At 74.5% G+C, this 20,239-nt stretch carries 17 protein-coding genes; 5 read left to right on the forward strand and 12 right to left on the reverse strand.

The window, feature by feature from the left end:
* Nucleotides 1-24 precede the first annotated feature (24 nt).
* The 3 genes from ACRAKJ_RS16685 to ACRAKJ_RS16695 are packed head-to-tail and all read right to left on the reverse strand — an operon-like array spanning nucleotide 25 to nucleotide 6,656.
* The gene (locus ACRAKJ_RS16685; RefSeq protein WP_438921746.1) at nucleotides 25-1,575 is read right to left on the reverse strand and encodes an OmpL47-type beta-barrel domain-containing protein; all 1,551 of its coding nucleotides are present in this window, start codon (nucleotides 1,573-1,575) and stop codon (nucleotides 25-27) included.
* A gap of 20 nt (nucleotides 1,576-1,595) precedes the next feature.
* Nucleotides 1,596-5,555: a ThuA domain-containing protein gene (locus ACRAKJ_RS16690; protein WP_438921747.1), complete on the reverse strand. Its 3,960-nt coding sequence runs from the start codon at nucleotides 5,553-5,555 to the stop codon at nucleotides 1,596-1,598.
* A gap of 33 nt (nucleotides 5,556-5,588) precedes the next feature.
* A complete protein-coding gene (locus ACRAKJ_RS16695; RefSeq protein WP_438921748.1) occupies nucleotides 5,589-6,656 on the reverse strand; it encodes a multicopper oxidase domain-containing protein in 1,068 nt (355 codons plus the stop codon).
* A gap of 254 nt (nucleotides 6,657-6,910) precedes the next feature.
* Between ACRAKJ_RS16695 and ACRAKJ_RS16700 the strand changes: the two genes are divergently transcribed.
* A complete protein-coding gene (locus ACRAKJ_RS16700; RefSeq protein ID WP_438921795.1) occupies nucleotides 6,911-7,330 on the forward strand; it encodes a GNAT family N-acetyltransferase in 420 nt (139 codons plus the stop codon).
* Between the two features lie 58 nt (nucleotides 7,331-7,388).
* Here the strand turns inward: ACRAKJ_RS16700 and dacB are convergent, their stop codons facing one another.
* Both dacB and ACRAKJ_RS16710 read right to left on the reverse strand, forming a co-directional pair.
* A complete protein-coding gene (gene dacB, locus ACRAKJ_RS16705; protein ID WP_438921749.1) occupies nucleotides 7,389-8,936 on the reverse strand; it encodes a D-alanyl-D-alanine carboxypeptidase/D-alanyl-D-alanine endopeptidase in 1,548 nt (515 codons plus the stop codon).
* A 121-nt stretch (nucleotides 8,937-9,057) separates the two neighbouring features.
* Nucleotides 9,058-9,474 carry a MarR family transcriptional regulator gene (locus tag ACRAKJ_RS16710; protein ID WP_438921750.1) on the reverse strand — a complete coding sequence of 139 codons (417 nt, stop codon included), beginning with the start codon at nucleotides 9,472-9,474 and terminating at the stop codon, nucleotides 9,058-9,060.
* A 106-nt stretch (nucleotides 9,475-9,580) separates the two neighbouring features.
* Here ACRAKJ_RS16710 and ACRAKJ_RS16715 point away from each other — a divergent pair, with 106 nt between their 5' ends.
* Both ACRAKJ_RS16715 and ACRAKJ_RS16720 read left to right on the forward strand, forming a co-directional pair.
* Entirely contained in the window at nucleotides 9,581-10,393 is an 813-nt protein-coding gene (locus tag ACRAKJ_RS16715; RefSeq protein WP_438921751.1) for an SDR family NAD(P)-dependent oxidoreductase, read from the forward strand.
* A 48-nt stretch (nucleotides 10,394-10,441) separates the two neighbouring features.
* A complete protein-coding gene (locus ACRAKJ_RS16720) occupies nucleotides 10,442-11,371 on the forward strand; it encodes an alpha/beta hydrolase fold domain-containing protein (protein WP_438921752.1) in 930 nt (309 codons plus the stop codon).
* A 46-nt stretch (nucleotides 11,372-11,417) separates the two neighbouring features.
* Here ACRAKJ_RS16720 and ACRAKJ_RS16725 read toward each other — a convergent pair whose 3' ends face one another.
* The 6 genes from ACRAKJ_RS16725 to ACRAKJ_RS16750 all read right to left on the reverse strand — a co-directional run bounded on the left by ACRAKJ_RS16725 (nucleotide 11,418) and on the right by ACRAKJ_RS16750 (nucleotide 19,055).
* Nucleotides 11,418-12,590 (reverse strand): glycosyltransferase, encoded by a 1,173-nt coding sequence (locus ACRAKJ_RS16725; RefSeq protein ID WP_438921753.1) that lies wholly within the window; start codon nucleotides 12,588-12,590, stop codon nucleotides 11,418-11,420.
* The gene (locus tag ACRAKJ_RS16730; protein WP_438921754.1) at nucleotides 12,587-13,672 is read right to left on the reverse strand and encodes an NAD-dependent epimerase/dehydratase family protein; all 1,086 of its coding nucleotides are present in this window, start codon (nucleotides 13,670-13,672) and stop codon (nucleotides 12,587-12,589) included. The genes ACRAKJ_RS16725 and ACRAKJ_RS16730 overlap by 4 nt, the downstream gene beginning before the upstream one ends.
* Nucleotides 13,673-13,793: 121 nt before the next feature.
* On the reverse strand, nucleotides 13,794-15,038 hold the full coding sequence (locus tag ACRAKJ_RS16735; protein ID WP_438921755.1) for a family 2 encapsulin nanocompartment cargo protein terpene cyclase: 1,245 nt from the start codon (nucleotides 15,036-15,038) through the stop codon (nucleotides 13,794-13,796).
* Nucleotides 15,035-15,889 (reverse strand): geranyl diphosphate 2-C-methyltransferase, encoded by an 855-nt coding sequence (locus ACRAKJ_RS16740; RefSeq protein WP_438921756.1) that lies wholly within the window; start codon nucleotides 15,887-15,889, stop codon nucleotides 15,035-15,037. The genes ACRAKJ_RS16735 and ACRAKJ_RS16740 overlap by 4 nt, the downstream gene beginning before the upstream one ends.
* A gap of 380 nt (nucleotides 15,890-16,269) precedes the next feature.
* Complete coding sequence (locus tag ACRAKJ_RS16745) at nucleotides 16,270-18,456, reverse strand: MMPL family transporter (RefSeq protein ID WP_438921757.1); 2,187 nt, start codon at nucleotides 18,454-18,456, stop codon at nucleotides 16,270-16,272.
* 5 nt (nucleotides 18,457-18,461) lie between these two features.
* Nucleotides 18,462-19,055 carry a TetR family transcriptional regulator gene (locus ACRAKJ_RS16750; protein WP_438921758.1) on the reverse strand — a complete coding sequence of 198 codons (594 nt, stop codon included), beginning with the start codon at nucleotides 19,053-19,055 and terminating at the stop codon, nucleotides 18,462-18,464.
* A 146-nt stretch (nucleotides 19,056-19,201) separates the two neighbouring features.
* Between ACRAKJ_RS16750 and ACRAKJ_RS16755 the strand changes: the two genes are divergently transcribed.
* Both ACRAKJ_RS16755 and ACRAKJ_RS16760 read left to right on the forward strand, forming a co-directional pair.
* The gene (locus ACRAKJ_RS16755; RefSeq protein WP_438921759.1) at nucleotides 19,202-19,600 is read left to right on the forward strand and encodes a PGPGW domain-containing protein; all 399 of its coding nucleotides are present in this window, start codon (nucleotides 19,202-19,204) and stop codon (nucleotides 19,598-19,600) included.
* Between the two features lie 13 nt (nucleotides 19,601-19,613).
* Nucleotides 19,614-19,748: a hypothetical protein gene (locus ACRAKJ_RS16760; protein WP_438921760.1), complete on the forward strand. Its 135-nt coding sequence runs from the start codon at nucleotides 19,614-19,616 to the stop codon at nucleotides 19,746-19,748.
* Nucleotides 19,749-19,818: 70 nt separating this feature from the next.
* Here ACRAKJ_RS16760 and ACRAKJ_RS16765 read toward each other — a convergent pair whose 3' ends face one another.
* Nucleotides 19,819-20,217, reverse strand: a complete 399-nt coding sequence (locus ACRAKJ_RS16765) for a hypothetical protein (protein WP_438921761.1) — start codon at nucleotides 20,215-20,217, stop codon at nucleotides 19,819-19,821.
* Between the last annotated feature and the right edge of the window lie 22 nt (nucleotides 20,218-20,239).

A 20,239-nucleotide genomic window follows, 5' to 3' on the forward strand; every position in this document is an offset into this window, starting at 1 on the left:
GGGTGCGGACGGGGCTGGAGGGGGTCAGGTGCCGATGTCGGAGCGCGAGGCGGCGCGCACGAGGACGCCCTGCTCCCGCCGGGTCAGCAGGCCGCGGGCCACCAGGTCGCCGGTGACGCGCTCGACGTGCCGGACGAACGCGCCGTGGTCGGCGTGCCCGCCGTGCTGGTCGATCAGGTCGCTGACGGTGCAGCCGTTCCCGGTGTCCCCGTTCGGGACGCCGGTGTCGTCGTCCCCGATGACCACCGTCCGCCGCGTGTCGGAGTCGGGGCACGCGTCCTGCCCGGGGGCGACGACGGTGAACGACAGCGACTTCTCCGGCGCGGTGTTGCCGGCCCGGTCGGTGGCCCGGTAGCGCACCGCGTGCGCGCCCTCCGCGCGCACCGCGACCGGCGCGGTGTAGCGGGTCCACGCACCGCCGTCCACGGTGTGCTCGATGGAGTCCACGCCGGAGCCGTCGTCGCCGGCGGTGATCGTGACGGTCGCGGTGCCCAGGTAGTTCCCGACCGGGTCCCGCTCCCCGGTCACCGCGCCGGCCGTCGTCGGCGGCGTGGTGTCCTCGACCGGGCGTTCCACGACGGTGAAGCCGCTCATGCCCTCCGCGGAGGTGTTGCCGGCGTTGTCGGTCGCGCGGTGGTGGACCATGTGCGCGCCGGGCGCGGTGACCTCGACCGGCGCGGTGTAGGGCGTCCACGGACCGCCGTCCACGGTGTACTCGGTGCTGCGCACGCCGGAGCCCGCGTCGGTGGCGGTGACCGTCACGGTCGCCTCGCCGAGGTAGTGGCCGTCCGCGTTCCGCTCGCCGGTCACCTGCGCGGCGACGACCGGCGGGGTGGTGTCCTCGGCGGGCCGTTCGACGACGGCGAACCGCGCGGACCCCACCGGTGACGTGTTGCCGGCCTCGTCCGTCGCCCGGTACTGCACCGAGTGGTCGCCCACCGAGGTGACGCGGACCGGCGCGGTGTAGGGCTCGAACCCGGTGTCGTCGACCTGGTACTCCACCAGGGCGACGCCGGACCCGGCGTCGGAGGCCGTCACGGTGACCGCGGCCGCGCCCAGGTAGTCGCCGTCGGCGTTCCGGTCGCCCGCGACCTGGGCGGCGACCTCGGGCGGTGTGGTGTCCTCGCCGCCGCCCTCGGTCACCACCAGCTCGCCGACCATCGTGCTGTGGCCCGGGATGGTGCAGTGGTAGCGGTACCTGCCGGGCGTGAGCACGACGTCGACCTGGTGGCGGCCGTTGGCGCTGTCGAACGGGTTGGCCAGCACGTCCACGTCGACGTCGTGGTTGTAGCCGGGCGTCTCGGTGTCGAAGGTCAGCGTGTGCGGCATCCCGGTGGTGTTGCCGGTCGCCTCGCTGTTCTCGAACACGAGGGTCGCCGCGCCCGCCACCGCCCCGGCGGGCGCGGACCTGTAGCGGGTGATGTCGTTGTCCGCGGTCCACGTCAGCACCTGGGCGGCGGACACCGGCGCGGGGAGCACGGGCGTCGGGAGCGCGGACGCGGGGAGCGCCGAGGCCGGGAGCGCGGACGCCACCAGCAACGAGCCCACCACCGCGGCGACGGAGCGCCGGAGCACGCGGAACCTCCCCCGGGCGGTCACAGCGACCGCACCCTGATGTCGCGGAAGTCGACCACGTCGTTCGTCCCGTGGTTCTGGAGGCCGAGGAAGCCCTCGGCGAACTGGCGCAGGTCGGTCGGCGGGTCGCCGGCGCGGGACGACTGCTTGCCCGGCGCGTTGTCGAACTCGTTGATCACCACGCCGTCGCGGGTGATCGTGTAGCGCTGCCCGACGACCCTGATCTCGTAGTCGCTCCACACGCCCTTCGGAGTTGCGCCCGCGCCCGGCAGCCCGACCGGGTCGAAGTTGTAGACCGAGCCGGTCTTCTGCGGCTCACCGGTCTCCCCGTCGTAGATCTGGACCTCGTGCCCGCAGAAGATCGCCACCCACGCGGGGGACGTGCGGGCGCTGCCCGTGGTGCCGCAGCTGTCCGGCGGTCGCTGCTCCAGCGGTGTGCGCGGGTCCGGGAACCGGGTGAACACGCCGCTGTTGGCGCGCGTGCCCTCCGGTGAGGAGTCGCGGAACCGGAGCTTGACCGAGAAGTCGCCGAACCGCTTCGCGTGGTACCACAGCATCCCCAGCCCGCCGGAGGACCGCAGCACGCCGTCCGGCTGGACCGAGAACGACCCGGACGGCGCCTGCGTCCACCCGCGCAGCGACTGCGCGGTGCCGTCGAAGATCGGCTCGTAGCCGGTGTTGGCGGGCGTGCCGACGTCGGACGCCGCCGCGGCGCGCGCCAGGGCGCTGTTCTCGCGCCCGCCGATCACGCCGTCGCGCTGCAACCGGTCGGCCAGCGCGGTGACGTGGCGGACGAACGCGCCGTGGTCGGGCCACGCGCTCTCGTCGTCGACCAGGTCGTTGATCGTGCAGCCGCCGCCGACCTGCTCGTTGGGCACGCCGGAGTCGACTGCGCCCGTCCACACCGTGTCGCGGTCGTCGGGCACGGCGCACCCGACGTCCACCTCCAGCGGCACGACGTGCCGCTCGCCGTCGGCGTAGGTCACGGTCAGCGTCGCGTCGTAGGTGCCCGGCCTGGCGTAGGTGTGCCGGGGGTCGGCCTCGGTGGAGGACGTCCCGTCGCCGAACTCCCAGCGGTGCTCGACGCCGCCGGCCTTCGAGCCGGTGAACGCGGTGGTGAGCGGCTTGCCCTGCACGGCCACCGAGGTCGCCGCGGGCACGGGGGTGGGCGCGCCGCCCCGGTAGGAGACCCTGATCAGCTTCTGGTTGGCGTGCAGGCTGAAGAACCCGCCGCCGTAGTCGAGCAGGTACAGCGCGCCGTCCGCGCCGAACTTCGCGTCCATCCAGCTCTGGAGCCGGTCGTCGCCGTTGCCGCCCGGGATGATCGCCCGCAGCGTCTCGACGAACACCGGCGGCGCGGCGGTCGGCACGCCGTCCGGGTCGACCGTGACCGCGACCCGGTTGGCCGAGCTGCTCTGGTCGCCGATGAACCACTTGCCGTCCCAGTGCTCCGGCCACGCGACGCCGCTGCCGGTGTCGACCAGCTCGCGCCGGTAGGTCGGCCCGGTCATCACGGCCTGGCCGCCACCGCGCAGCCACGGCTGGGTGTAGGTGGCCTCGGCCGCCTTGTACGACGGCACGCCGTCCGGGCGCAGCGGGAACACCGGGCCGCCGCCGCCCGGCGAGTACCAGATCATGTTGTCCTTCACCGGCGGCAGGTCGACCAGGCCGGTGTTGCGCGGCGAGGTGTTCTTCGGCGCGTCGCAGTCGTACCAGCCGGTCAGCACCTTGGCGTCGGTGTCGCTGCGGTCGCGGTAGGGCTGCCGGTTGCCCATGCAGTACGGCCAGCCGTGGTTGCCCGCCTCGGTGATGATCGTCGCGGTCTCGTACTTGGCCGGTCCCAGCTCGGGGCTCGGCGCCGTGGCGTCCGGGCCGACCCACGCGGCGGTCAGCCACTGCGTGACCGGGTCGACCTGGAGCCGCGAGATGTTGCGCACGCCCATCACGTAGATCTCCGGGCGGGTCTTGTCGGTGCCCGGCGGGAACAGGTTGCCCTCGGGGATCGTGTACGTGCCGTCGGGTTCGGGGTGGATGCGGATGATCTTGCCGTTGAGGTCGTTCGTGTTGCCGGCCGTGCGGCGGGCGTCCTGGAAGGACAGTCCCTGGTGCTCGGCCGTCCAGTTGTTGCCCGAGTAGCCCTGCGAGCCCTCGGATGAGTTGCTGTCACCGGAGCCGACGTAGAGGTTGCCCGCCGCGTCGAACGCCATGCCGCCGCCCGCGTGGCAGCAGCTGTGCTGCTGGGCGGTCCACTGCAACAGGTCCGCGCGCGAGGCGAGGTCGATGGTCCGCGTGGCCCGGTCGTAGGTCAGCCGCGAGATCGTGCGCTTGCCGGTGCGCTTCTCCCGGTCCACGGTGTCGTGCGGCATCCAGTAGACGTACAGCCACCCGTTCCGCGCGAACGCCGGGTCGGGCACGATCCCGAGCAGGCCCTCCTCGTTCTTGACCAGCTCGGAGCCGCTGCCCCGGTTGCCCATGACGGGCAGCGTGGCCAGCAGCTCCACCTCCCCGTCGCCCGGCGAGTACCGGTGGATCGTGCCGCAGCCCAAGCCGACCTCCGGCTTGGCCCAGTCGGCGATCGGCCCGGTCGGGCAGGCCGCCTTGCCGACGTAGAAGACCGTGCCGTCCGGCGCGACGGTCAGGCCGTGCGGCTCGCCGATCTGGTCGAGCTGCCCCTTCTGGTTGGCCGCGGTCAGCCGCTCGACCTCGTAGTTGGCGGCGATGGTGGCCCGGCAGTCGCCGCGCACCACCCCGGTGGTCCACTTCAGCGCGCCGGCGAGGTGCGCGCGGAACGCCTGCGCGTCGTAGCTGCCCTCGGTGTGCCCCATGCCGGTGTAGAAGGACCGGCCGCCGTCGTAGTCGCGGCACCAGGACACCGGGTGGAACGCGCCGTTGGCCCCCGGGCCGGGCCGGTAGCCCCACTCCTCGACCTGGGCGACGGTGTGCACCAGGCCGACCGGGTTGGGGTCCCAGTTGTACCAGCGGTCGGTCAGCGTGACGTTGGGCGGCAGGTCCTCGGTCGCCGGGTGCAGCCGGTCCAGGACGTTGACCCGGGCCTGCTGCACGGCGGGCGTGGGCGGGGGAGTGGGGTCGCCGGACAGCAGCCTCAGGTCGGCCAGCTGGATCAGCGGCTCGCCGCCGTTCGCGGTGACGGCCAACCGGTAGTGCTGGAACGACCGGGGTTCGGCGACGGTGAACGTGCGGGTCAGCAGGCGGTCGTCGAAGGTCTGCCCGGTCCGCCGGTCGAGGTCCGTCCACGTCGTGCCGTCCGCCGAGCCCTGGAGGGTCCAGTCGCGCGGGTCGCGCCCGGCGGCGTCGTTGGCGGAAGTGAGCGAGTAGCGGTTCACCGCGGCGGCGGCGTTGAGCCGGTAGGCGACCCAGGCGGTCGTGGCGCGGGTCAGCCACTTGGTGCGGTCGTCCCCGTCGGTGAGCTTCTCCTTGGTCTCGTTGGGCGGGTTCTCGCCGCTGGCCGTCACGGCGGCGACCGCCTCGGGCGTGTTGTCGCCGCCGGCCGGGCGGGTGCCGATGAGGCCGGTGAACCAGGCCGACCCGGCCTGCGCCTTGGCCGCGTCGCCCACGCCGAGGAACCCGCCGCCGTTGCGCACGTACGCCTGGAGCGCGGCTTCCCGCTCGCGGCCGAGCGCGACGCCCGCCGCCGACAGGAACACCACGCCGCGGTGCCCGGCCAGCCCGTCCGGCGTGAACACCGCCGGGTCGGACGACGTCTCCACGGTGATCCCGTTCGCCGCGCCGATCTCCCGGAACGCCCGCGCGGCACGCGCGACCGGGTCCTCCTGCCCGTCCGCCGGCCCGTGGAAGACCAGCACCGACGTGCCCGCCGCGGTGACCGCCGGCGCCCGCGGGGCCTGCGCGGTCGCCGGGGTCGGGACGAGGACCCCGCCCACCAGCGCCGCCGCGGCGGTCGCCGCCACCAGCGCCCGCGTCCCCCCGCGCCGCCTGCCCGGAGAAAACCCTCTGCCCATTGCCGACTCCTTCACCGTAGGCACGTCGTGCGGTCAGTGGTGTTCCTGCGGCTGTGCCCGGTCCTGCGCGTGGTCCTGTGCCCGTCCCGGCGCGCCCGCCGAGCCGTGCGCGTGGCCGCGGAAGCGGTCGAGGGCGTCCTGCGCGCCGGGCGGCATGGTGCCGTCGGCGTTGCGCACCAGGAAGATCCCCGACATCCCCGTCTCGGAGTGCGACTGCACGTGGCAGTGGTACATCCACGCGCCCGGCCCCACCCCGTCCCCCGCGATGACCTGGAACCCGAACGAGCCGCCCGGGTTGAGGTCCTTGTTGTCGACGACCTGGCTGGGGTCGGCCGGGCCTTCGAGCATCCCCGTGCGGTTGTCCGCCCAGCGGTGGGCGTGCAGGTGGAAGGTGTGGAACTGGTTGCCGTGGCCGATGGCGATCCACTCGACCCGCTGGCCGAGGTCCGCCTCGAAGACCGGCGTGTGCGGCGCGACCCGGTTGTTGACCGACATCTCGTTGAACACGGCGACGAACTGCCGGTCCGGCAGCAGGTCCCCGCGGCGGCGCACGACCAGCGCCCCGTACAGGCCGCGGGCGATGCCCAGCGAGCCGTGGTCGGTGCCCATGGCGTGGTCGTGGTAGTGCCAGTAGCCCGCGCTGCCCGGCATGAACCGCCTGCTGCCGTCCCCGGCGCTCGTCATCTCGCGCGTGCGCCACGTGTAGGTGCGCGTCTCGCCCGGGTCGTTGAACGAGTCGTTCAGCGGCGCGCCGTCGGAGTCGGTGCTGTAGTCGACGCCGTGCGGGTGGATGGACATCCGCCGGTCGGTGTTGTTGACCAGCGTGATCTCCAGCGCGTCACCCTCGTAGACCTCGAAGGTCGGGCCGGGGACGGTGGCCCCGCCGGGTTCGAGGCCGTAGCCGTAGAGGTTGCCGGGCAGGGCCTCCGCGTAGACGGTGACCCTCCTGGTGGTCCCGGCCCGCGCCGCCGCCCGGTGGTGGGACGTCGCCGGGCCGGCGGCCACGAGGGCGGGCACGGCGAGGCCGGCGGCGCTCGTCGCGAGCACCGCGCGGCGGGAGATCAGCCTGCTGAGCCAACCGGTCTGGGCGTCGTTGTCCATCCTGCTCCGTTCGGCGCGCGCGACGAGGTACGGCCCGATCGGGCCGTCGGCAGTCGGAAGGGTCGGGAAGTCGTCGGTGACCCAGGTCGACAGACGGACTTTCGCTCGCTGTCCCCGGACTTTTGCATCAGACTTCTTCAACTTATGAACGGTCCAGACAGAAGTGAAGGGCCGAACGGGGGAGTGACCGGACAAGCCTTTGTCATGCCGCGCACCGCGAGTGGGGGCCGGGCCTGCACGAGGACGGTTTCGGGCTGCTCGCCCCCGACGAGACCGACTCGCCCGCCGGGTTCGCGGCCTGGGTCGCGCGGCTGGCCGGCCAGGCGGACCCGGCCCGGCCCGGCGGCCGGACCTCCGTGCACCGGTGGATCGTCGAGGACGACCGCGTGCTCGGCGGCATCGCTCTGCGGTACGGGGACGACGACCACGTGCGGCAGTTCGGCCACGTGGGCTACGGGGTCCGTCCCTCCGCGCGCCGGCGCGGACTGGCCTCGTGGGCGCTGGGCCGGGCGGTCGGCGAGGCGCGCGGGCGCGGGGTGGACCCGGTCGTGCTGACGTGCCTGGTGGACAACGCGGCGTCGGCCAGGACGATCGAGCGCGTCGGCGCCGTCTTCGAGGGCGTCCGCGACACCGCGCACGGACCCGTGCGCCGCTACCGGGTCGGCCCCGGGTGACCCCCCGACGCGCGGGGCCCCACCACCTCGGTGGCGGGGCCCCGCGACGGGACGGGACTCAGCAGGACTTCGTCCAGGAGCACTCCAGGTCCAGCCCCCGGTCGGCCTTGGTCGGCGCGGCCCGGCGCTCGGCCCGCGCCCCCGGCTGCGCCTGGCCCGCCCGGTCGGAGGCCAGCCGGACGGCGACCGCGTCCTCGATGTCGCGCGGCACGGACGACACGAAGTTGTTCATCATCAACGAGAACACCAGCTCCCGGCCGTCGGCGTTGGTCACGTAGCCCGACAGCGCGCTCACCCCGGTCATCGAGCCGGTCTTGGCGCGCAGGTTGCCGGCCGCGGCGGTGCCCGCCATCCGGTTGCGCAGGGTGCCGCCCTCCATCCGGTCCGGCTGCCCCGCGACCGGCAGCGCGGCGTACCAGTCGCCGAACCAGGGCTTGCCGCGCGCCGACCGGAGGACCGCCGCGAACAGGTCCGGCGACAGCACGTCCATCCTCGACATGCCCGACCCGTCGAACAGGTTCATGGTCATCGGGTCCGCGCCCAGGCCGGGCAGCAGGGACTCCAGCGCCCGCACGCCCGCCGACCACGAGCCCTCGCCGTTGACCTCGCGCCCCAGCGTCTTGACCAGCGCCTCGGCGTGCATGTTGTTGCTGAGCTTGAGGAACGGCACGAGCAGTTCGCGCAGCGTCATCGAGCTGTGGGTCGCCAGCACGCGCGCCGAGCCCGGCGTGGCCCGGAACTCGGTGCCGCCGGTCACGGTGATCCCCCTGGCCGCCAGGGACCGGCGGAACAGGTCGGCCACCAGCGCGGTCGGGTCGTCCACCGAGATGTAGGAGGCGTGGGTCCCCGCGCCCGGCGCGATCGAGCCGCCGACGTGCACGACGTTGCCGCCGTGCGCCCGCTGCACGTGCACGCCACCGCCGCCCGCCGTCGTGGTGGCGCTGTTGCGGATGTCGAGCGCCACCGGCGGGTCGACGCGCACCCGCGCGGGACCGCCCGCCGTGCCGGGGGAGACGGAGACGACGACGGAACCGGAGTCGTAGTCGGTGTCCGGCGCGATCGTCAGCGCCGAGGTCTGGGCGCTGTAGTAGTGCGGCTCGTCGTCCCAGGCCCACCCGGTGCCCAGCGGGACGGAGTCGAACCAGCTGTCGTCCGCGACGAGCGCGCCGCGCACGGTCCGCACCCCGGTGGCGGCGAGCTGCGCGGCCAGGTCGTCGTAGTCGGCGGCGAGCGTCGTCGGGTCGCCGGTGCCGCGCAGGTACAGGTCACCCGCGAGTTCCGCGCCCTGCACGGTCCCGGCCGTGGCCAGGTACGTGTGCCAGCGGTAGTCGGGCCCGAGCCCGTCCAGCGCGACCGCGCTGGTGACCACCTTCGCCGTGGACGCCGGCTGGAAGCGGGTGCGCCCCGAGCGGCCGTAGAGCAGGTCGCCGGTGGCCGCGTCGCGCACCACCAGGCCCACCGTCGACGCGGTGAGGCGGGGGTCGCCGAGGATGCGGTCGAGGTCGGTCGTGAGCGGGTCCGCGACGTCGGCCGCGGCGCCGGCGGTGACACCGAGCACGAGGGACAGGGAGAGGAGCAGGGGAGCCGATCGCGATCGACGGGTCATGATCGCATTCTGCCCGTGCGGCCGGGGACGTCGGTCGCACGTCGGGGATGTCGGTCGCACGTCGGGGATGTCGGTCGCACGCCGGGGGACGGCAGCCGCACGCCGCGGCCGGCGGTCGCGGTCAGCCGCGCAGGGCCCGATCCAGGATCGCCGCCAGGGCCTTCAGGTCCGCGTCGTCCAGGCCGGCCAGCGGCGTGTGCCGCAGGGCCGCGCGCACCACCTCGGCGCGCACCCGCCGCCCCTCGTCGGTCAGGACCAGCACGCGCGAGCGCCGGTCCCGGGGGTCGGCGACCCGTTCGACGAGACCCCGGTCGGCGAGCTGGTTGGTGACGAAGGACAGGTTCGGCGCGTTGCAGTGCAGCCGCTCGGCCATCGCCTTCATCGGCGGCGGGTCCTCGTCCGGGTCGATCGCCCACAGCGCCTGGGCGGTGGCGTGGGTGAGGCCGTGCTCCGCGAGCACGTCGGCGATCCGGTCCCCGGTGAGCATGAAGACCTCCTGGTTGGCCCGCACCACGGCCTCCAGCTCGTCCTCGCGCATGGCACGAGGGTAGCAGCCGCTTCGAGCCTCGAAGGAATTTGCTTCGAGGCTCGAAGCTGTTAGGGTCGGGTCAACAACTTCGAGTCTCGAACTAAAGGGGTGTCGTGTGGACCCGTTCAAGGGCATCACCGCCGTCGTCACCGGCGCGTCCAAGGGGTTGGGCGAGGCGTACGCGATGGAACTCGCCCGGCGTGGCGCGGACCTGGTGCTCGTCGCCCGCTCCGCCGACGCCCTCGAACGGGTGGCCACCGCCGCACGCCGGCACGGGGGCGCGGTCGACGTGGTCCCGGCCGACCTCGCCGACCCCGAGGGCCCGGCGACCCTCGTGGCGGAGCTGGCCGCGCGCGGCCACCGCGTCGACCTGCTGCTGAACAACGCGGGCGCGGGCTCGGTCGGCCCGTTCTTCACCCGCCCGCTCGACCCGAACCTGGACTCCGTGCGGCTCAACGTGATCGGGCTGGTGGCGCTCACCGGCCTGATCGGGCGGGACATGCTCGACCGGGGCTCGGGCGGCATCGTCAACGTGGCCTCCACGGCCGCCTTCCAGCCCTTCCCGTACCAGGCGGGCTACGCGGCCACCAAGGCGTTCGTCCTGTCGTTCACCGAGGCCGTCGCCGAGGAGACCCGGGGCACCGGGCTGCGGGTCATGGTCGCGCACCCCGGTGCCACGGCCACCGGTTTCTTCGACGGCACCACCGCCGTCATGGACCCGAGGGTGACCGACTCGCCGGCGTACGTCGCCGCCCGGACCCTCGACGACTTCGCGCGCGGCCGGACGGCCTCCTACCCGGGCCGCCCCCTCAACCGCGCCGCCACCTGGACGGCGCGCTTCCTGCCGCGCCGCACCACGACGCGGCTCGCGGCCGCGCTGAGCCGCAGGCTCGGGCTCCACGACGTCCGCGACGCCCACGCCGCCTGACGGCACCCGCCGTGCCGACCACCCCCGACCCGTGAAGGAGCTGCCCCCGTGGACCTCACCCTCGTCGACCCCGAACTGCGCGGCCCCGTCCGCCGCCTGCCGCCGCTCCCGCTCGGCAACCGCCTCGTCCTGCGCCTGATCCGCGCCGCGACCGCCCGCCTGCCCGCCGCGCGCGCCGAGGGGGTGCGGGTGCGCGACGTCACCGGCGCGCCCGTGCCGCTGCGCCTCCACCAGCCGGTGACCGCCGCCGCGCCCGCCGCCCTGTACCGGGTGCACGGCGGCGGGTACGTGCTGGGCAACCCCAGGGTGGACGACGCCCGCTGCGTCGCCCTCGCCCGCGCGCTCGGCGTCACGATCGCCTCCGTCGACCACCGGCTCGCGCCCGAGCACCCGTTCCCGGCGCCGCTGGACGACTGCCTCGCGGGCTGGACGTGGCTGCACGACCACGCGGACGACCTGGGCGTCGACCCCGCGCGGATCGCCCTGGGCGGTGCGAGCGCGGGCGGCGGCCTGGCCGCGTGCCTCGCGCAGCGGCTGCACGCCGAGGGCGGTCCGGCGCCGGCCGCGCAGTGGCTGCACGCGCCCGTGCTCGACGACCGCACGGCCGCCCGACGCGACCTGGACGCGGTGCGGCACCGCGTGTGGGACAACCGCCGCAACCTGATCGGCCGGCGCGCCTACCTCGGCGGCGACCCCGGCGCGCCCACCGCGCCGGCGTTCACCGCCGCCTCCCGCGCACCGGACCTGACCGGCCTGCCCCCGACGTGGATCGGCGTCGGCACCGTCGACCTGTTCCACGACGAGGACCTGGCCTACGCCGACCGGCTGCGCGCCGCCGGCGTCGAGGTCACCACCGACGTCGTCCCCGGCGCGCCGCACGGCTTCGGCAGCTGGGCGGCCGGCTCGACCGTCACCCGGCGCTTCCACGCCCGCGCCGACGAGTGGCTCGCGACCGCTCTCGGGGTTCCGCGCCGGTGAGGGTCCGGGGTCGGCGCGGGACCACGCCCGTCGAGCACGGGCGTGGTCAGGCGGTGTCGCCCGGCGCGGCGGGGGCGAGGTCGGCGGCGGGTGCGGTGCCGGTGACGGCGGCGTACACCCGTTCGGTGTCCCGGGCGACGCGCTCCAGGGTGTAGCGGATCGCGGCCCGGTCCGCGCCCGCCGTGCCGTAGGCGTCGCGGCGCGCGGCGTCGACCAGCAGGGACCGCAGCACGCGGGCCAGCCCGACCGGGTCGTCCGGCGGCACCAGGGTGCCCGTCACGCCGTCCACCACGCTGTCGGCCAGCGCGCCCACGGCGGAGGCGACCACGGGCACGCGGCAGGCCATCGCCTCCACCGCCACGAGCCCGGACGGCTCCTCCCTCGGCACGCAGGCCACCACGTCGGCCGAGCGCAGCAGGGCGGGCATCGCCGCGTGCGGCACCGGGCCGAGCAGCCGCAGGCGCCCGTCCACGCCGTACCGCTCGGCGAGCCCGCGCAATTCCCGCACCTCCGGCGACCGCCCGACGGGCCCGCCGGCGATCACCAGCTCGGCGTCCGGCAGCGACCGCAGCGCGGTGACCAGGTCCCCGAACCCCCGGTGCGCCCCCGGCCGACCGGTCGTGACGACGCGGTGGCGCGACCGCCGCTCCGCCACCGGGCCCTCCGGGCTGAACAGTGCCGGGTCGAACCCGCAGGGCACGACGGTGACCTTGCTCCGCGCCACGCCCAGCGCGATCAGGTCGCGCGCCTCGGCGTCGGAGGTCGCCACGACGTGGGCCGCCTGGCGGCCGAGCACGCGTTCCAGGCCCGCCCGCGCCGCCGGGCAGTCGGGACCCCGCCCCGGGACGGGCGACCCGCCCAGACCGTGGAAGGTCAGCACGAGCGGCACGCCCGTCGAGCGCGCCGCCAGCGCGGCGGCCAGCCCCGAGGTCCAGGAGTGGGCGTGGACGACGTCGGGCCGCCACCGCACCCACGCGCGCTCCAGGTGCTCCGCGACGTCGCCCAGCCGCTCCGGCGGCCCGCCGGGCACGCGCGCCACCTCGTACCCCTGCTCGGTGCGCACCCGCTGCGCCGGCACGCGGCCCTCGCCGGGGGAGTGCACGACCACCTCGTGCCCCGACCGGGCCAGCGCGGCGGCCAGCCCGGTCACGTGCACGGCCCGCGCCCCGCCCGCCGGGGACGACGGGTCGACCTGCTCCGAGACCACCGCGATCCTCACCGGCCCACCGCCGTGCGGTCGCCGCGACGCGCGGCGGGTGCTCGCCCGGCGCGTTCGTCCGCCAGGCGGTGCCTGCTCAGCGCGGGGCTGGGCAGCGCCGTGGCCCGGGACAGGCCGGCGAGCTGCTCGCGGGCGCACCCGGCGCTGTCCGTGCGCGGCGCCCAGCCCAGTTCGGCGCGGGCCCGGGTGGTGTCGACCAGCGGCGACCGGGTGCCCACGTCGAACCAGCCGGGGGACAGGCGGATCGCGCGCAGCCGCCACAGCGCGGCCACGGCGGCGCGCAGGACCGCCGGCGGCACGGGCACGGCCCGCGCCCCCGCGACGCCCGCCAGGTCGGCGGCGGTGAGGGTGTCGGCGGCCAGGTTGAACGCGCCGCGCGCCCGGCGGTGCAGGATGCGCACGACGGCGTCGCCCACGTCGTCGGCGTGCACGAGCTGCACCCGCAGGTCCGCCGGCAGGGGCAGCAGCGGGACCTTCCCGTCCCGCAGCAACCCGATCAGCCACCGGGGCGTGAGCGGGTCGAAGAACAGGGCCAGGAAGCTCGCCGACGCGCCGGCCTGCGCGACCAGCGTGGGCCGGACCGCCGCGACGGCCACCTCCGGTTCGTCCTCGGCGAACCGGCGCAGCTCGGCCTCCACCTCGACCTTGCCCTCGCCGTAGACCGAGCCGGGCACACCGGTCGTGGGCCACCCCTCGTCCACCGGGCCGCCGTTCGTCGGCGCGTAGGCGGCGATGGAGGAGGTGTGCACCACCCGGGGCACCCCCGCCCGCCGGGCCGCCCGCAGCACCGCCAGGGTGCCCTTGTGGTTGGTGCGGTGCAGCCGCAGGCCGTCGCGGACCGGCTGGAACGCCCACGCGGCGTGCACCACCGCGTCCGCGCCGGCCATCACCTCGTCCAGCACGTCCGGCGCGTCGTCGCGCCCCAGGTCGCACTCGCGCCAGGTCGCCGTGTCGTACGGCGCGACGGGGTCGGGGCGTCGGCGGCAGACGCCGATCACCTCGTGGTCCTCGGCGTCCGCGGCCAGCGCGCGCAGCAACCCCGTGCCCACGTTCCCCGACGCTCCGGTGATGACGATCTTCACGACAGATCTCTCCCGTCCACCTCGACAGCCCTGCGGCCGACCCGGGCATCCGGTCCGACCGCAGGGCTGGCGTACCCGGCGAAAACGGGTTGAAACGATTGTGAATCGCTTTAACCGGGTGTCAGCCCTGTTCGGCGGAGGAGCCCGTCCGGTAACGGGGGTTGGTCGCGTGCCACTCGTAGCCACCCCCCATCCAGGCGCGCACGCCGTTCAGGAACCGCTGGAGCTCCGGCGACGGCACGACGCGCAGGCTGTCGTGCAGGTCCTGGAAGTCGCGCACGAGCTGGTTGTGCAGCTCGACGGTGACCTCGGTCGCCTCCTCGACCGAGCAGTTCCGGTCCACCGCGACCTGGAGGACCATGTTGCACACCGGGTTCTCGTCCGCCGCGTCCTTGGCCACCGAGAACAGGTCGTTGATCAGCACGGACGCCGTGCCGGCCTGGACGAACGCCCGCCGTACGCGCGGGTCGTAGTACAGGTTCGCGGGCAGCTCGTAGCCGCCGACCGGGTCCACCAGCGTCATCGACGTGGAGAAGCTGTCGTGCTGCCGGGCGGCCAGGTACTCCCACGCCGGCGGGTAGTCGCCGGTGTGCCGCCACGCCGCGTACGTGTTCCAGCTGACGAACATGGCGAACGTGGAGTAGCAGATCCGCTGCACCTGGGCCGGCGTGCCGCGCCGCCCGAGGTGCTCCACGGCCGACCGCAGCGCCACCAGGACCGGGTCGGAGGCCAGCACCTCCTCCAGCGGCTCGGAGAACTCGCCCACGGGCGCCACCGGGTCCATCGCCGCCATCGCCAGGGCGAGGCGCGGCGGCAGCTCGGTCGGCGTGGCGCCCAGCTCGCTGTCGTCGGCGTACAGGTCGTCGGCGGCCCACCACCCGGCGTTGAGCCGCGCCGCGAGCAGCAGCTGCTCCGGGTCGGCGGTGTCGGGGTGGGTGAGGACGGCCAGCCGCCCGAACCCGGCCGCGCCGAGCTGGGCGGACCGCTCCTCGTCGAAACCGCACTCCCGGGCCCACAGGACCAGCCGGTCGTCGACGACCTGGGAGAGCACGGGGTCGACCCGCTCCACCAGGGGGACGTAGACCGGCGACCTCGTCCCGTCGCCCCACTCCCGCTCCGCGTACGCCGGGTCGCCGCGCGGCGGTACCGGGACCGCCGCGCCCGAGGCCGCCACCTCGGGAACCGCGGCAACGCGGAGCCCTGCTCCCGGGGCCCCTGCTCCGAGGGCCCCTGCTCCGGGCGTCACGGCCTCGGGCGCCACGGCACCGAGGGCCGCCGCCCCGGCGAACGCGACCGCGAGCCGGGCCGCGGACGTGCCCAGCCCGGTCGGCCCCGTCGGGACGGCCACCGGCGCGGCGCCGGTCATCGCACGCGGTCCGCGGCGATCAGCAGGTAGTGGAAGCTGCCCTCGCGGTAGGCGGTCAGGAACGACTTCTCCACACCCGTCGCCACCGACGACTTCTCGCGCAGCTCCCAGTACGGGATGGTCAGCGGCGTCAGGTCGATCACCTCCATCGGCACCAGGCCGTTGGCGGAGAGCGCCTTGAAGTACTGGCTGCGCGCGTGGACGCTGCACGTGTAGCGCTCGTCGATCTGGCTCACGGCCTTCGACCGGCCGCCGGTCACGTCGTTGTAGCAGCCGGTGATGCACACGTACCGGCCGCCGTGCCGCAGCAGCCGGGAGAACTCGCCGAACAGGTCGAACAGGTCGACGTACATCGTCGTCTCGTTGGTCCAGATGCCCGCGAAGTCGCCGCTCTCGAACCCGGTGTCGAGCATGTTGCGGAAGTGGAAGTTCACCTTGTCGGCGACGCCCCACCGCCCGGCCTGCTCGTTGGCGAACGCGACCTGCTTCTCCGAGATCGTCACGCCGTCCACCCGGCAGCCGAACCGGCGGTTGGCCATCAGGCTCGTGCCGCCCCGGCCGGAACCGCCGTCCATCAGCCGGTCCTCGGGCCGGATCGGGCCCAGGTGGTCGAGCAGCACGTCCGCCTGCGCGCTCTCCAGCCGGTGCAGCTCGGCGATCACCCGCGCGTCGCGGGTCTCCTCGGGACCGGACAGCACCGACTCGTCGTACGCGCCGAGCCCGTAGTGGTGGTGGTAGATCCCGTCGACCTCGCCCAGCTTGATGTTGACCGGGTCCTGCTCGTTGTTCCAGTACGTCGCGATGGACTTCTGGTAGTCGGTGCGCAGGACGGGGGAGGCGGTAGCGGTCATGTGCGGCTCTCCGTTTTGTCGTCGGCACGGGATCGGCGACAGCGGAAAAGCGTCGTGGACGCCCCCCGGGCTGTGGCCGACTGCGACGCTAGCACCGGGGTTTGACAGCGTGAAGTCACCCGAAAGGTATCCCTCACCAGGTGCTTCCGCCGAAAGTGGGGCAAGTGCACGATGAGGTGAAAAATGTGCCCGCAGATCGGCAGGAGTGGTTCCTGGGGTAGTTCGTTCGTGTTTTCGTCCCGCGCGGTCGGGCGGCACGGTTCATTCCTCTGCCGATGACGAGGATTCGTCGGAAACGCGGAAATCCGGGAAACCGCACCCGGGAAGCGGAAAACCCCCGCGGCCCGAGGGGGCGGCGGGGGTCCTCCGGTCCGGTCGGGTCAGCCGGTGACGTCGGCCTTGGGCCGCTCGTCGGCCGAGACCTCGCGGTGCTCGTCCAGCTGCGCGCCCTCCACGTCCAGCTCGGGCAGCCACCGCAGCCACTTGGGCAGCCACCACGCCTTCTCGCCGAGCAGCGCCAGCGTCGCCGGGACGAGGACCATGCGGATCACGAAGGCGTCCACCAGGATGCCGATGGCCAGGGCGAAGGCGATCGACTTGATGGTGGGCTCACCGGCCGGGACGAAGCCCGCGAACACCGAGAACATGATCAGCGCGGCGGCCACGACCACGGGCGCGGCCTGGCGGAAGCCGGTGGTGATGGCGTCCAGCGGCCGGGCGCCCCGGTGGTGCGCCTCGTGCATCCGGGACACCAGGAACACCTGGTAGTCCATGGCGAGGCCGAACAGGATGCCGATCACGATGATCGGCGTGAGGCTGATCAGCGGCCCGGTGGTGTCGAGGTTGACCGCGTCGGCCAGCCAGCCCCACTGGAACACCGCGACCGTCGAGCCGAGCGAGGCGCCGATGGTGAGCAGGAAGCCCAGCACGCCGACCAGCGGCACGAGCAGCGACCGGAAGACCAGCACCAGCAGGACCAGCGCCAGGCCCACGACCACGGCCAGGTACACCGGCAGGGCGCGGTCGAGGGTGACGGCCACGTCGACGCTGACGGCGGTGGTGCCGGTGACGTAGGTGGTGGCGCCCTCGGTGTCGGCGAGCCGGTCGCGCAGTTCGGTGACCAGGCGCTCGGTGGCCTCGGTGGTGGGGCCGGACTCGGGGATCACGGTCAGCATCGCGGCGGTGCCGTCGGCGTTGGGCGTCGGCGGCGTCACGAGGGCGACGTCGTCCAGGGCCGGGAACTCGGCGGCGGCCCCGCGCGCCGCGTCGACCGCGCCGCTCCCCTCGAACAGGACGACGAGCGGGCCGTTGAAGCCCTCGCCGAACCCGTCGGCCAGCAGCCGGTCCGCGCGGGCCTGGGTGCTGTCCTCGGCCGGGGTCTGCACGAGGGTGGTCTGCATGGAGGCCACCGGGATGGAGATCAGGCCCAGCACCAGCACCGACAGGAACAGCGCGGTGCGCCGGTAGCGGGTCACGCCGCCGATCCAGCCGCGGAAGAAGCCGCGCCCGCCGTCCTCGGCGTCGTCCGGCCCCACGACGGCGTCGCGCTGCCTGCGGGGCAGGGCGCGCTTGCCGAGGTAACCGAGCACGGCGGGCACGAGGGTGACCGCGATCAGGACGGCGACCACGATGGTCGCGGCGGCCGCGATGCCCATCTGGGTCAGGAACGGGATGCCTGCCACGGCGAGGCCCACGAGGGCGATCACGACGGTGATGCCCGCGGTGACGACGGCCGAGCCGGCGGTGCCCACGGCGGTGCCGATCGCGTCGCCCACGTCCCGGCCGCGCCGCAGCTCCTGCCGGTAGCGGTTGATGATGAACAGCGCGTAGTCGATGCCCACGGCCAGGCCCAGCATCGCCGCCAGGATCGGGGTCGTGGACGACAGGTCCAGGAAGCCGGTGGCGATGGTGATGCCCAGCGTGCCGATGCCGACGCCGACGGCGGCGGTCAGCAGGTTCATGCCGGCCAGGACCAGCGAGCCGTAGGTGAGGGCGAGGATCAGCAGGGCGACCACGACGCCGATGACCTCGGCCGGGCCGCCGACGTGCGGCGGGGTCTGCACGGCCTCGCCGTTGACCTCGACGGTCATCCCGCCGGTCCGGGCCCCCGCGACCGCGTCCAGCAGCGCCGTGCGCTGCTCCGCGGTCACGTCGCCGGCCTTGGCGTCGTAGGTGACCGTGCTGTAGGCGGTGTCCCCCTGCTCGCCGTTGATCGCCGGGGCCCGCGGGTCGAGCGGGTTGCTCGCCGAGGACACGCCGGGCAGCGTGCCCAGCTCCTGAACCAGGGCGCTCAGCTTCTGCGCGTTCTCCGGCGCGGTCAGCGCCTGGCCGTCGGGGGCCTTCACGACCACGCGTGCGGTCGCGCCGCCGCCGGAGCCGAACTGCTCCTTGATCTTGTCCAGGGCGGTGGTGGACTCCTGCCCGGGGATGGAGAAGCTGTTCGACGTCGCCCCGGACAGCGTGACGGCGCCGACGCCGGTGCCAGCGAGGACGAGCAGCCACAGCAGGACCACGGCCAGGCGGCGCCGGTGGGCGCCGAAGCCGAGTCGGTACAACAGACGAGCCATGCGGATCAGGTCTCCATCTGGGCGGGGTGGGACGGGGAGGGGGAGGTGCCCGGACGGCGGTGGCCGAGCGCGTCGAGGCAGGTCGTGATGATGTGCGGTCGCCAGGCGGTCTTCTCGCCCGCGCGGTTGGCGGTCACGCTGAGCACGGCCAGGGCGCTCAGCGCGCCGAGGACGCGGACGACCCGCTCGACGTCGGGACCGTCCGGGTCGATGTCGAACACCTCGAAGACCAGGACGTCGCCGATGGCGATGACGGGCTCGTCGGGCGAGGTGACCGCCCCGAACGCCAGGGACACCAGCCCCGGCAGGTCCAGGGCGACGTCGGTGAGCAGCTCCAGTGCCCGCCGGTCGCGCTCCGGGCCGGGCGGCAGCCCCTCCACCTGGTCGAGCACGCGGCGGCCCTGCGCCTGGCACGCCTGCTGCGCGGCCTCGAAGAGGGCTTCCTTGCTGGGGAAGTGGTGCAGCAGACCGGCCTTGGACAGGCCGACGGCGTCCGCGAGGTCCTTCAGGGACGTGTGCGCGAACCCGTGCCGGGCGAACAGGCCGGCCGCGAGGTCGAGGATCTTCTCCTCCACGTGCTGCCGGGGTGGTCGTGCCATGTGGACGAGAATACCGGCGTTACCTACCGATTCGGTCGGTAAACCGACCGAATCGGTAGGTGTGCTGCGTCACGGCCGTTCCCCGTTCTCGACGCGCGCGGGCACGCCGGGGTGGGCAGACTGGGGACGTGCGCGGAGGCCGTTCGGTGAAGAAGGTCGGTGTCGTGGTGGCGGGCGGGGTGCTGCTCGTCGTCGGCGTGCTGCTCCTGGTGCTGCCCGGACCCGGCCTGCTGCTCGTGCTCGCCGGCCTGCTGCTGCTCGCGTCGGAGTTCCCCGCGCTGGAGCGCTACGTGGACCCGGTGCGCGACCGGGCGATGAAGGCGGCGGAGCAGAGCGTGGCGTCGCCGCTGCGCATCGCCGGCTCGGTGCTGGCCGGCCTGCTGCTGATCGCGGCGGGCGTCGTGTGGGGCGTGGTGCGGTCGCTGCCGTTCAGCGGCTGGAGCACCGGGTCGAGCCTGATCCTGTCGGGCCTGGTGCTGCTGGGCCTGCTGGTCTGGAGCTACCGCCGGTCGCGGTCGAAGGTCGGCGGTCGCCGGGCCCGGTGAGGTTCGCCCGCCGTTGACCCGCGGTCGGGAACGGGGCGCGCGGTCGGACCCGCCGGTCGTGTTCGACGCGGACACCGGGGCGCTGTGCCCCGGCGCTCGGCCGACGTGCGGCGGCACCCCGTCGCTGATCGTCGGCCTCGCCGGTTGACGCCCGACCGGTCGACGTCCCACCGGCCGGCGATCCACCGTCCGGTGTGGACGGTCCAGGTCCCCGCGGGTCAGGACGCCGCGAGGGGTTCGGGCTCGCGGAACAGCAGGGCCGGCACGGCCGGGCGGCGGGGCTGCGCGATCTCGGGCACGACGGTCAGGCGCACCTCGGGCTCGGGTTCCGCCGGGCGCGGGGCGGGGGCGGGCGACGGCGCGGGGGTCGCGAGCTGCCGCGCGGCGCGGGTGATGCGCAGCAGCCACACCGCCTCGTCGCGGTGGCCGCGGTGCTCGGCCTTGAGGCGGGACAGCGCGCCGCGCACCCGACCCGCCAGCACGGCGTCCTCGGCCACGGCCGCCCAGGTGGCGCGGACGGCCGGGCCGTCGGCCTCCAGCGCGCCGCGCACGTGCTCCAGCAGTTCGTCGGAGGAGGAGGCGGACCACGTCGTCGCCGTCCTCTGGGCTTTCGTCATAGCGCCTCCATTACCCCGTGTG

The organism is Saccharothrix sp. DSM 118769 (assembly GCF_052936295.1).

What these genes read in the sequence shown, in the direction of transcription:
- ACRAKJ_RS16690 (WP_438921747.1), bottom strand. Translation starts at nt 5,555, where the DNA reads ATGGGCAGAGGGTTTTCTCCGGGCAGGCGGCGCGGGGGGACGCGGGCG.
- ACRAKJ_RS16695 (WP_438921748.1), bottom strand. Translation starts at nt 6,656, where the DNA reads ATGGACAACGACGCCCAGACCGGTTGGCTCAGCAGGCTGATCTCCCGC.
- dacB (WP_438921749.1), bottom strand. Translation starts at nt 8,936, where the DNA reads ATGACCCGTCGATCGCGATCGGCTCCCCTGCTCCTCTCCCTGTCCCTC.
- ACRAKJ_RS16710 (WP_438921750.1), bottom strand. Translation starts at nt 9,474, where the DNA reads ATGCGCGAGGACGAGCTGGAGGCCGTGGTGCGGGCCAACCAGGAGGTC.
- ACRAKJ_RS16735 (WP_438921755.1), bottom strand. Translation starts at nt 15,038, where the DNA reads ATGACCGGCGCCGCGCCGGTGGCCGTCCCGACGGGGCCGACCGGGCTG.
- ACRAKJ_RS16740 (WP_438921756.1), bottom strand. Translation starts at nt 15,889, where the DNA reads ATGACCGCTACCGCCTCCCCCGTCCTGCGCACCGACTACCAGAAGTCC.
- ACRAKJ_RS16745 (WP_438921757.1), bottom strand. Translation starts at nt 18,456, where the DNA reads ATGGCTCGTCTGTTGTACCGACTCGGCTTCGGCGCCCACCGGCGCCGC.
- ACRAKJ_RS16750 (WP_438921758.1), bottom strand. Translation starts at nt 19,055, where the DNA reads ATGGCACGACCACCCCGGCAGCACGTGGAGGAGAAGATCCTCGACCTC.
- ACRAKJ_RS16765 (WP_438921761.1), bottom strand. Translation starts at nt 20,217, where the DNA reads ATGACGAAAGCCCAGAGGACGGCGACGACGTGGTCCGCCTCCTCCTCC.